The organism is Erwinia sp. 9145 (assembly GCF_000745075.1).
Taxonomy (GTDB): domain Bacteria; phylum Pseudomonadota; class Gammaproteobacteria; order Enterobacterales; family Enterobacteriaceae; genus Erwinia; species Erwinia oleae.
The window spans coordinates 4,244,611-4,254,300 of the sequence record NZ_JQNE01000001.1; the positions used below are offsets into that span (position 1 = coordinate 4,244,611).

4 protein-coding genes, 1 tRNA gene, 2 rRNA genes and 1 other annotated feature are annotated in these 9,690 nt (G+C 54.0%); all 7 genes read left to right on the top strand.

From position 1 onward, the window contains the following. Positions 1 to 128 precede the first annotated feature (128 nt). The 7 genes from pepQ (at position 129) to FA91_RS21510 (ending at position 8,404) form a co-directional block, all read left to right on the top strand. On the top strand, positions 129 to 1,460 hold the full coding sequence (pepQ, locus tag FA91_RS19960) for a Xaa-Pro dipeptidase (RefSeq protein WP_034918712.1): 1,332 nt from the start codon (positions 129 to 131) through the stop codon (positions 1,458 to 1,460). Further along, positions 1,460 to 2,068 (top strand): IMPACT family protein, encoded by a 609-nt coding sequence (locus FA91_RS19965; RefSeq protein ID WP_034918715.1) that lies wholly within the window; start codon positions 1,460 to 1,462, stop codon positions 2,066 to 2,068. The genes pepQ and FA91_RS19965 overlap by 1 nt, the downstream gene beginning before the upstream one ends. A 33-nt stretch (positions 2,069 to 2,101) precedes the next feature. Continuing rightward, a complete protein-coding gene (trkH, locus tag FA91_RS19970) occupies positions 2,102 to 3,553 on the top strand; it encodes a Trk system potassium transporter TrkH (RefSeq protein ID WP_034918718.1) in 1,452 nt (483 codons plus the stop codon). Between the two features lie 14 nt (positions 3,554 to 3,567). Continuing rightward, a complete protein-coding gene (gene hemG / locus FA91_RS19975; RefSeq protein WP_034918720.1) occupies positions 3,568 to 4,104 on the top strand; it encodes a menaquinone-dependent protoporphyrinogen IX dehydrogenase in 537 nt (178 codons plus the stop codon). A 374-nt stretch (positions 4,105 to 4,478) separates the two neighbouring features. Then, positions 4,479 to 6,020: ribosomal RNA gene (locus FA91_RS19980) — 16S ribosomal RNA — on the top strand. A gap of 70 nt (positions 6,021 to 6,090) precedes the next feature. After that, positions 6,091 to 6,166, top strand: a tRNA-Glu gene (locus FA91_RS19985). Between the two features lie 231 nt (positions 6,167 to 6,397). Further along, positions 6,398 to 8,404 (top strand): 23S ribosomal RNA (locus tag FA91_RS21510). The 16S and 23S rRNA genes sit together here with 1 tRNA gene alongside, the layout of an rRNA operon. A gap of 5 nt (positions 8,405 to 8,409) precedes the next feature. Then, positions 8,410 to 9,690, bottom strand: a sequence feature (most likely nonfunctional fraction of RNA operon).

Below are 9,690 nucleotides of genomic sequence, written 5' to 3' on the forward strand. Positions count from 1 at the left end.
GGAAGGGATGTTAATTTTTTGCAAACAAGAGTTTGCTGATTTGCAAACAAGATCACAGCGGCGGCAGGACGGCATCCTGCGTGAGGCTGTGATAAAATGCACGCCATTCACGATTATGGAGTCATGCTATGGATTCGTTAGTCACGCTGTACCGGGAGCATCTCAAGGTCTTACAGGGCCGCGCCCGGCAACTGTTGGCCCGCTATAAGCTGGACGGCCTGCTTCTCCATTCAGGGGAACTGCTGACGGTTTTTCTGGACGACCACCACTACCCTTTCAAGGTAAATCCGCAGTTCAAAGCCTGGGTGCCGGTGACCTCGGTGCCAAACTGCTGGCTGTGGGTGGACGGCGTCAGTAAACCTAAGCTCTGGTTCTATTCGCCGGTTGACTACTGGCATAACGTTGAGCCGCTGCCGCAAAGTTTCTGGACCGACGAAATTGACATTATCGCGCTGAAAAACGTCGACGATATTAATCAGCTCCTGCCCACGCAGCGCCAGAACGTCGCCTATATTGGCCCGGTTCCAACGCGTGCCGCGCAGTTGGGCATCGCCTCTGCGCTGATTAATCCGCAGCAGCCGATCGATTTTCTGCATTACCATCGCTCTTTTAAAACTGATTATGAGCTGTACTGCATGCGCGAGGCGCAGAAAACAGCCGTTGTCGGCCACCGCGCAGCAAAAGAAGCTTTCCTTTCCGGCATGAGCGAATTCGATATCAATATCGCCTATCTGGCGGCAACCGGGCATCGCGATACGGACGTGCCCTATGGCAATATCGTTGCGCTGAATGAGCATGCGGCGGTGCTGCATTACACCACGCTCGACCATCTGCCGCCGGCGCAGTCGCGCAGTTTTCTGCTTGACGCCGGAACGGAATATAACGGCTACGCCGCAGACCTGACGCGAACCTATGCCGCCAGCAGCGATAACGATTATGCGGAACTGATCCGCGATATGAACACCGAAGAGCTGGCGCTAATCTCAACGCTGAAAGCAGGCGTGCGCTATACCGATTACCATCAGCAGATGCATCTGCGTCTGGCGAAGCTGCTGCTGAAACATCAGTTAGTGAAAGGGTTGAGCGAAGAAGCGATGGTGGCGGACGATCTCACCGGCCCGTTTATGCCGCATGGCCTGGGACATCCGCTTGGCTTGCAGGTGCATGACGTCGCCGGTTTTATGCAGGACGAAAGCGGCACGCACCTGGCGGCACCCGCTCAATATCCCTATCTGCGCTGTACGCGCGTGTTGCAACCGCGCATGGTGTTGACCATCGAGCCTGGCATCTATTTTATTGATTCGCTGCTCGCGCCGTGGCGGGAGGGTAAGTTCAGCCACCATTTTGACTGGGCACGTATCGACGCGCTAAAACCTTATGGCGGCGTGCGTATTGAAGACAACGTCATCATTCACGAACAGCGCGTGGAGAATATGACGCGGGATCTGAAACTGGATTAATGGACGCTTACGACATTCCCGCTGAGGCGTTCAGCTTCAGCGAGGAGATCAAAAAAAGCCGCTTTATTACGCTCATCGCGCATACTGATGGCGTGGAAGCGGCGCGCGCTTTTGTTCAGCGGGTGAAAAGCGAGCATCCTGCGGCGCGTCACCACTGCTGGGCGTGGGTGGCTGGCGCGCCCTCCGATTCGCAGAAGCTGGGCTTTTCCGATGATGGCGAGCCGTCCGGCACGGCAGGGAAACCCATGCTTGCTCAGCTAATGGGTAATCATATCGGCGAGACGGCCGTAGTGGTGGTGCGCTACTACGGCGGTATTCAGTTGGGCACCGGCGGGCTGGTTAAAGCTTACGGCGGCGGCGTTCAGCAGGCGCTGAGGCTGTTGCCGCGTCGACAAAAAGTGCCCATGCTGAATTTCTCTCTTGTCTGTGACTACGCGCAGTTTGCCGATATTGAAAGAATGATAGTCCGCTTCAGCGGGCAGCTATTACAGCGTGAATATTCACAGGTTGTCGCGCTTACGCTGGCTCTGCCGCATGCGCAGGTTGACGGGTTTACGCAGAATCTTAATGATTTCAGCAAAGGGGCGCTTCGGCTGTCTTCGCTTTAATCACTTCGTTATTGTCAGGAAAGGAACGGCTGAATGCATTTTCGCACCATTACCCGCATCGTCGGTTTGCTCATCATCCTGTTCTCCGGAACGATGATTCTCCCCGGCCTGGTGGCATTGATTTACCGTGATGGTGCGGGCCGCGCGTTCACCCAAACCTTTTTTATGGCGCTGCTGATTGGCTCGCTGCTGTGGTGGCCCAACCGCAGACAGAAAAAAGAGCTCAAGCCGCGCGAGGGTTTTTTGATTGTGGTGCTGTTCTGGACCGTGTTGGGCAGCGTCGGGGCCATGCCGTTTATTTTTGCCGAACATCCCAATCTCTCGCTCACCGATGCGTTTTTCGAGTCTTTTTCCGGCCTGACAACAACCGGTGCGACCACGCTGACAGGCCTTGATTCACTGCCGAAGGCGATTCTGTTTTATCGCCAAATGTTGCAGTGGTTGGGCGGCATGGGGATCATCGTGCTGGCGGTAGCGATATTGCCGATTCTGGGCGTGGGCGGGATGCAGCTCTATCGCGCCGAAATGCCCGGCCCGCTGAAAGATAACAAAATGCGCCCGCGCATCGCTGAAACGGCGAAAACGCTCTGGCTTATCTATGTTTTGCTTACCGTGGTCTGCATGATCGCGTTGTGGCTGGCGGGAATGCCGCTGTTTGACGCCATCGGTCATAGCTTCTCCACTATCGCCATCGGCGGATTTTCAACGCACGATGCCAGTATCGGCTATTTTAACAGCCCGACAATCAACACGATCATCGCCGTTTTTCTGCTGATCTCCGGCTGTAATTATGGTTTGCACTTTACGCTGCTCAGCGGCCGTAACCTGCGCGTTTACTGGCGCGATCCCGAATTTCGTATGTTTATCGGCGTTCAGTTCACGCTGGTCATGGTGTGTACGCTGGTGCTGTGGCTGCATAACGTTTATGCAAGCGGTATGCAGACGCTGAATCAGGCGTTCTTCCAGGTGGTTTCGATGGCGACAACCGCCGGTTTCACCACCGACAGCATCTCGCGCTGGCCACTCTTTTTACCCGTACTGCTTCTCTGCTCCGCTTTTATCGGCGGATGCGCAGGATCGACCGGCGGCGGCCTGAAAGTGATCCGCATCCTGCTGCTGTTCAAACAGGGCTCGCGTGAGTTAAAAAGGCTGGTCCATCCAAATGCGGTTTACACTATCAAGCTGGGGCAGCGCGCGCTGCCTGAGCGCATTCTTGAAGCGGTATGGGGATTTTTCTCGGCCTATGCGCTGGTTTTTTTATTGAGCATGCTGGCGATTATCGCCACCGGCGTTGATGACTTTTCTGCGTTTGCCGCTGTGGCGGCCACGTTGAATAACCTTGGACCCGGACTGGGCGTAGTGGCAGACAACTTCACTACGATGAATGATATGGCGAAATGGATTTTGATCCTGACCATGCTGTTTGGTCGTCTTGAGGTCTTTACGCTGTTAGTCCTGTTCACGCCGACGTTCTGGCGTGAGTAAAAATTGGTACTGTTATGAAAGCGTTGATTATTTTTTCCAGCCGTGACGGCCAGACCCGCGAAATAGCGGCTTATATCGCCAGTCAGCTTAAGGGCCGCCAGGAGTGCGAGCTCGTTAACGTGCTCCATGCGACGCATATAGACTGGTCGCACTACGATCGCGTACTGATTGGCGCTTCCATCCGCTATGGGCATTTCCATCCGCAGGTCACGAAATTCATTAAGCACCACCTCAGCGAACTGAAACAGCGGCCCGGCGGTTTTTTCTCGGTTAACCTGACGGCAAGAAAACCGGAAAAGCGTTCGCCGCAAACCAACGCCTATACCCGCAAGTTTCTGCTTCAGTCTCCCTGGGAGCCGGATTGCTGTGCGGTGTTTGCTGGCGCGCTGCGCTATCCGCGTTATGGCTTTTTCGATCGCATCATGATTCAGCTTATTATGCGGATGACCGGCGGCGAAACGGATGCCAGTAAAGAAGTTGAGTATACCGATTGGGCGCAGGTCGCTCGATTTGCCGGCGAATTTGCTGAATTAACCCGCAAAACGAAGTAAAAAAAGGCGTTTTGTTGATAAATAACGCGGTTGATTATTTTTTTCGAATAAACACTTGTCAGGCTTCAGGAAGTCCCTATAATGCGCCACCACTGACACGGAACAACGGCCTGACGGTCGCCGGTTCAGGAAGAGAAAAGAGAAAAAACTCTTGACTCTTCAGCGGGAAAGCGTATTATCTGCACCCCGCGCCACACGAGATATGTGGCACTGCTCTTTAACAATTTATCAGACAATCTGTGTGGGCACTCGCAGGATTGATATCACAGCCTTCGGGCGAATGAACTATCAAGTCTTTGTTGAGTGAACACGTAATTCATTACGACGTTTTAATTCACAGAGCACCGCCATCCACGTGATGGCAAATCAGACTTTAATTGAAGAGTTTGATCATGGCTCAGATTGAACGCTGGCGGCAGGCCTAACACATGCAAGTCGAACGGTAGCACAGAGGAGCTTGCTCCTCGGGTGACGAGTGGCGGACGGGTGAGTAATGTCTGGGGATCTGCCCGGTAGAGGGGGATAACCACTGGAAACGGTGGCTAATACCGCATAATCTCGCAAGAGCAAAGTGGGGGACCTTCGGGCCTCACACTACCGGATGAACCCAGATGGGATTAGCCAGCTGGTGAGGTAACGGCTCACCAGGGCGACGATCCCTAGCTGGTCTGAGAGGATGACCAGCCACACTGGAACTGAGACACGGTCCAGACTCCTACGGGAGGCAGCAGTGGGGAATATTGCACAATGGGCGCAAGCCTGATGCAGCCATGCCGCGTGTATGAAGAAGGCCTTCGGGTTGTAAAGTACTTTCAGCGGGGAGGAAGGGTGAAGAGCGAATAACTTTTCACATTGACGTTACCCGCAGAAGAAGCACCGGCTAACTCCGTGCCAGCAGCCGCGGTAATACGGAGGGTGCAAGCGTTAATCGGAATTACTGGGCGTAAAGCGCACGCAGGCGGTCTGTTAAGTCAGATGTGAAATCCCCGGGCTCAACCCGGGAACTGCATTTGAAACTGGCAGGCTTGAGTCTCGTAGAGGGGGGTGGAATTCCAGGTGTAGCGGTGAAATGCGTAGAGATCTGGAGGAATACCGGTGGCGAAGGCGGCCCCCTGGACGAAGACTGACGCTCAGGTGCGAAAGCGTGGGGAGCAAACAGGATTAGATACCCTGGTAGTCCACGCCGTAAACGATGTCGATTTGGAGGCTGTGAGCTTGACTCGTGGCTTCCGTAGCTAACGCGTTAAATCGACCGCCTGGGGAGTACGGCCGCAAGGTTAAAACTCAAATGAATTGACGGGGGCCCGCACAAGCGGTGGAGCATGTGGTTTAATTCGATGCAACGCGAAGAACCTTACCTGGTCTTGACATCCACGGAATCGGGCAGAGATGCCTGAGTGCCTTCGGGAGCCGTGAGACAGGTGCTGCATGGCTGTCGTCAGCTCGTGTTGTGAAATGTTGGGTTAAGTCCCGCAACGAGCGCAACCCTTATCCTTTGTTGCCAGCGATTCGGTCGGGAACTCAAAGGAGACTGCCGGTGATAAACCGGAGGAAGGTGGGGATGACGTCAAGTCATCATGGCCCTTACGACCAGGGCTACACACGTGCTACAATGGCGCATACAAAGAGAAGCGACCTCGCGAGAGCAAGCGGACCTCATAAAGTGCGTCGTAGTCCGGATCGGAGTCTGCAACCCGACTCCGTGAAGTCGGAATCGCTAGTAATCGTGGATCAGAATGCCACGGTGAATACGTTCCCGGGCCTTGTACACACCGCCCGTCACACCATGGGAGTGGGTTGCAAAAGAAGTAGGTAGCTTAACCTTCGGGAGGGCGCTTACCACTTTGTGATTCATGACTGGGGTGAAGTCGTAACAAGGTAACCGTAGGGGAACCTGCGGTTGGATCACCTCCTTACCAGAAGATACTTTTTTGCGCAGTGTCCACAACAGATTGTCTGATAGAAGTAATGAGCAACAGTATCAGAGTCCCCATCGTCTAGAGGCCCAGGACACTGCCCTTTCACGGCTGTAACAGGGGTTCGAATCCCCTTGGGGACGCCATCTCCGATAACGCGTGAAAGACGTTATCACTCAGTATCCCAAAACTGACTTAATCAAGTCGGCTTTGTGATATTTGCTCTTTAACAATCCGGAACAAGCTGAAAATTTGAAAACGACATAGTGGGTCACTCTGCGTATAGAGTGGCGCAAACACTATGGTCGGGTCTCTCAAATGCCTGCAACAGCATGTGTCCTCCGGGACGCTTGTGGGTTGTGAGGTTAAGTGACGAAGCGTACACGGTGGATGCCCTGGCAGTCAGAGGCGATGAAGGGCGTGCTAATCTGCGATAAGCGTCGGTAAGGTGATATGAACCGTTATACCCGACGATACCCGAATGGGGAAACCCGGTGCAATCCGTTGCATCATCGCAACATGAATACATAGTGTTGCGAGGCGAACCGGGGGAACTGAAACATCTAAGTACCCCGAGGAAAAGAAATCAACCGAGATTCCCCCAGTAGCGGCGAGCGAACGGGGAGGAGCCCGGAACCATCATCAGCGGTTGCGTCAGTGGAAGCGTCTGGAAAGTCGCACGATACAGGGTGAAAGTCCCGTACACGAAGATGCAGCCGTTGTGAGTTCGAAGAGTAGGGCGGGACACGTGGTATCCTGTCTGAATATGGGGGGACCATCCTCCAAGGCTAAATACTCCTGACTGACCGATAGTGAACCAGTACCGTGAGGGAAAGGCGAAAAGAACCCCGGCGAGGGGAGTGAAACAGAACCTGAAACCGTGTACGTACAAGCAGTGGGAGCCTCATTTATGGGGTGACTGCGTACCTTTTGTATAATGGGTCAGCGACTTGTATTCTGTAGCAAGGTTAACCGTATAGGGGAGCCGAAGGGAAACCGAGTCTTAACCGGGCGTTAAGTTGCAGGGTACAGACCCGAAACCCGGTGATCTAGCCATGGGCAGGTTGAAGGTTGGGTAACACTAACTGGAGGACCGAACCGACTGATGTTGAAAAATCAGCGGATGACCTGTGGCTGGGGGTGAAAGGCCAATCAAACCGGGAGATAGCTGGTTCTCCCCGAAAGCTATTTAGGTAGCGCCTCGTGAACTCATCTCCGGGGGTAGAGCACTGTTTCGGCTAGGGGGCCATCCCGGCTTACCAACCCGATGCAAACTGCGAATACCGGAGAATGTTATCACGGGAGACACACGGCGGGTGCTAACGTCCGTCGTGAAGAGGGAAACAACCCAGACCGCCAGCTAAGGTCCCAAAGTCATGGTTAAGTGGGAAACGATGTGGGAAGGCCCAGACAGCCAGGATGTTGGCTTAGAAGCAGCCATCATTTAAAGAAAGCGTAATAGCTCACTGGTCGAGTCGGCCTGCGCGGAAGATGTAACGGGGCTAAACCATGCACCGAAGCTGCGGCAGCGACGCGAATGCGTTGTTGGGTAGGGGAGCGTTCTGTAAGCCGTCGAAGGTGGACTGTGAGGTCTGCTGGAGGTATCAGAAGTGCGAATGCTGACATAAGTAACGATAAAGCGGGTGAAAAGCCCGCTCGCCGGAAGACCAAGGGTTCCTGTCCAACGTTAATCGGGGCAGGGTGAGTCGACCCCTAAGGCGAGGCCGAAAGGCGTAGTCGATGGGAAACAGGTTAATATTCCTGTACTCGGTGTTACTGCGAAGGGGGGACGGAGAAGGCTATGTTGGCCGGGCGACGGTAGTCCCGGTTTAAGCGTGTAGGTGTGTGTTCCAGGCAAATCCGGTTCACTTTACACTGAGGCGTGATGACGAGGCACCACGGTGCTGAAGCAACAAATGCCCTGCTTCCAGGAAAAGCCTCTAAGCATCAGGTAACACAGAATCGTACCCCAAACCGACACAGGTGGTCAGGTAGAGAATACCAAGGCGCTTGAGAGAACCCGGGTGAAGGAACTAGGCAAAATGGTGCCGTAACTTCGGGAGAAGGCACGCTGGTGCGTAGGTGAAGTCACTTGCTGACGGAGCTGAAGCCAGTCGAAGATACCAGCTGGCTGCAACTGTTTATTAAAAACACAGCACTGTGCAAACACGAAAGTGGACGTATACGGTGTGACGCCTGCCCGGTGCCGGAAGGTTAATTGATGAGGTTATCCGTAAGGAGAAGCTTTTGATCGAAGCCCCGGTAAACGGCGGCCGTAACTATAACGGTCCTAAGGTAGCGAAATTCCTTGTCGGGTAAGTTCCGACCTGCACGAATGGCGTAATGATGGCCAGGCTGTCTCCACCCGGGACTCAGTGAAATTGAACTCGCTGTGAAGATGCAGTGTACCCGCGGCAAGACGGAAAGACCCCGTGAACCTTTACTACAGCTTGACACTGAACACTGAGCCTTGATGTGCAGGATAGGTGGGAGGCTTTGAAGCGTGGACGCCAGTCTGCGCGGAGCCATCCTTGAAATACCACCCTTTAATGTTTGGTGTTCTAACCTTGCGCCGTGATCCGGCGCGGGGACAGTGTCTGGTGGTAGTTTGACTGACGTATGGGACATCCCATTCTGCCATTAACGGAGAAAGGTTAAGTAAAACAGTGGTTCTTTCCAGAAAAGCACCTATCCTGCACATCAAGGCTCAGTGTTCAGTGTCAAGCTGTAGTAAAGGTTCACGGGGTCTTTCCGTCTTGCCGCGGGTACACTGCATCTTCACAGCGAGTTCAATTTCACTGAGTCCCGGGTGGAGACAGCCTGGCCATCATTACGCCATTCGTGCAGGTCGGAACTTACCCGACAAGGAATTTCGCTACCTTAGGACCGTTATAGTTACGGCCGCCGTTTACCGGGGCTTCGATCAAAGCTTCTCCTTACGGATAACCTCATCAATTAACCTTCCGGCACCGGGCAGGCGTCACACCGTATACGTCCACTTTCGTGTTTGCACAGTGCTGTGTTTTTAATAAACAGTTGCAGCCAGCTGGTATCTTCGACTGGCTTCAGCTCCGTCAGCAAGTGACTTCACCTACGCACCAGCGTGCCTTCTCCCGAAGTTACGGCACCATTTTGCCTAGTTCCTTCACCCGGGTTCTCTCAAGCGCCTTGGTATTCTCTACCTGACCACCTGTGTCGGTTTGGGGTACGATTCTGTGTTACCTGATGCTTAGAGGCTTTTCCTGGAAGCAGGGCATTTGTTGCTTCAGCACCGTGGTGCCTCGTCATCACGCCTCAGTGTAAAGTGAACCGGATTTGCCTGGAACACACACCTACACGCTTAAACCGGGACTACCGTCGCCCGGCCAACATAGCCTTCTCCGTCCCCCCTTCGCAGTAACACCGAGTACAGGAATATTAACCTGTTTCCCATCGACTACGCCTTTCGGCCTCGCCTTAGGGGTCGACTCACCCTGCCCCGATTAACGTTGGACAGGAACCCTTGGTCTTCCGGCGAGCGGGCTTTTCACCCGCTTTATCGTTACTTATGTCAGCATTCGCACTTCTGATACCTCCAGCAGACCTCACAGTCCACCTTCGACGGCTTACAGAACGCTCCCCTACCCAACAACGCATTCGCGTCGCTGCCGCAGCTTCGGTGCATGGTTTA

Coding starts and splice junctions, on each gene's coding strand:
- trkH (WP_034918718.1), top strand. CDS start 2,102: ATGCATTTTCGCACCATTACCCGCATCGTCGGTTTGCTCATCATCCTG.
- hemG (WP_034918720.1), top strand. CDS start 3,568: ATGAAAGCGTTGATTATTTTTTCCAGCCGTGACGGCCAGACCCGCGAA.
- FA91_RS19965 (WP_034918715.1), top strand. CDS start 1,460: ATGGACGCTTACGACATTCCCGCTGAGGCGTTCAGCTTCAGCGAGGAG.
- pepQ (WP_034918712.1), top strand. CDS start 129: ATGGATTCGTTAGTCACGCTGTACCGGGAGCATCTCAAGGTCTTACAG.